The sequence below is a fragment of the Mycobacterium arosiense ATCC BAA-1401 = DSM 45069 genome (genome assembly GCF_002086125.1).
GTDB lineage: Bacteria > Actinomycetota > Actinomycetes > Mycobacteriales > Mycobacteriaceae > Mycobacterium > Mycobacterium arosiense.
In genome coordinates this window covers 1-243 of the sequence record NZ_MVHG01000364.1, presented here as the reverse complement: position 1 = coordinate 243, position 243 = coordinate 1, and the positions used below count along the sequence as shown (strand labels likewise).

The following is a 243-nucleotide window of genomic DNA, read 5'->3' as shown; positions in this document are numbered from 1 at the left end:
TCAACCGCCAGGCCCGTGGCGAACTCAGCGAGTACGGCGGCGCACGGCGCGTCGAGCAGGACCTGACCCAGGCCCTGAAGCAGTCGCTGTCGAAGAAGAAGGCGAAGAACGTGATCCTGCTGATCGGCGACGGCATGGGCGACTCCGAGATCACCGTGGCGCGCAACTACGCGCGCGGCGCGGGCGGCTACTTCAAGGGTATCGATGCGCTGCCGCTGACCGGCCAGTACACCCACTACTCCC

Annotated in this window: 1 protein-coding gene; it reads left to right on the top strand. The window is 67.1% G+C overall.

The annotated features are described in order from the left end of the window. Nucleotides 1-243 (top strand): alkaline phosphatase (locus tag BST14_RS32200; protein WP_211280864.1); only part of this gene is annotated, 243 nt, incomplete at both ends.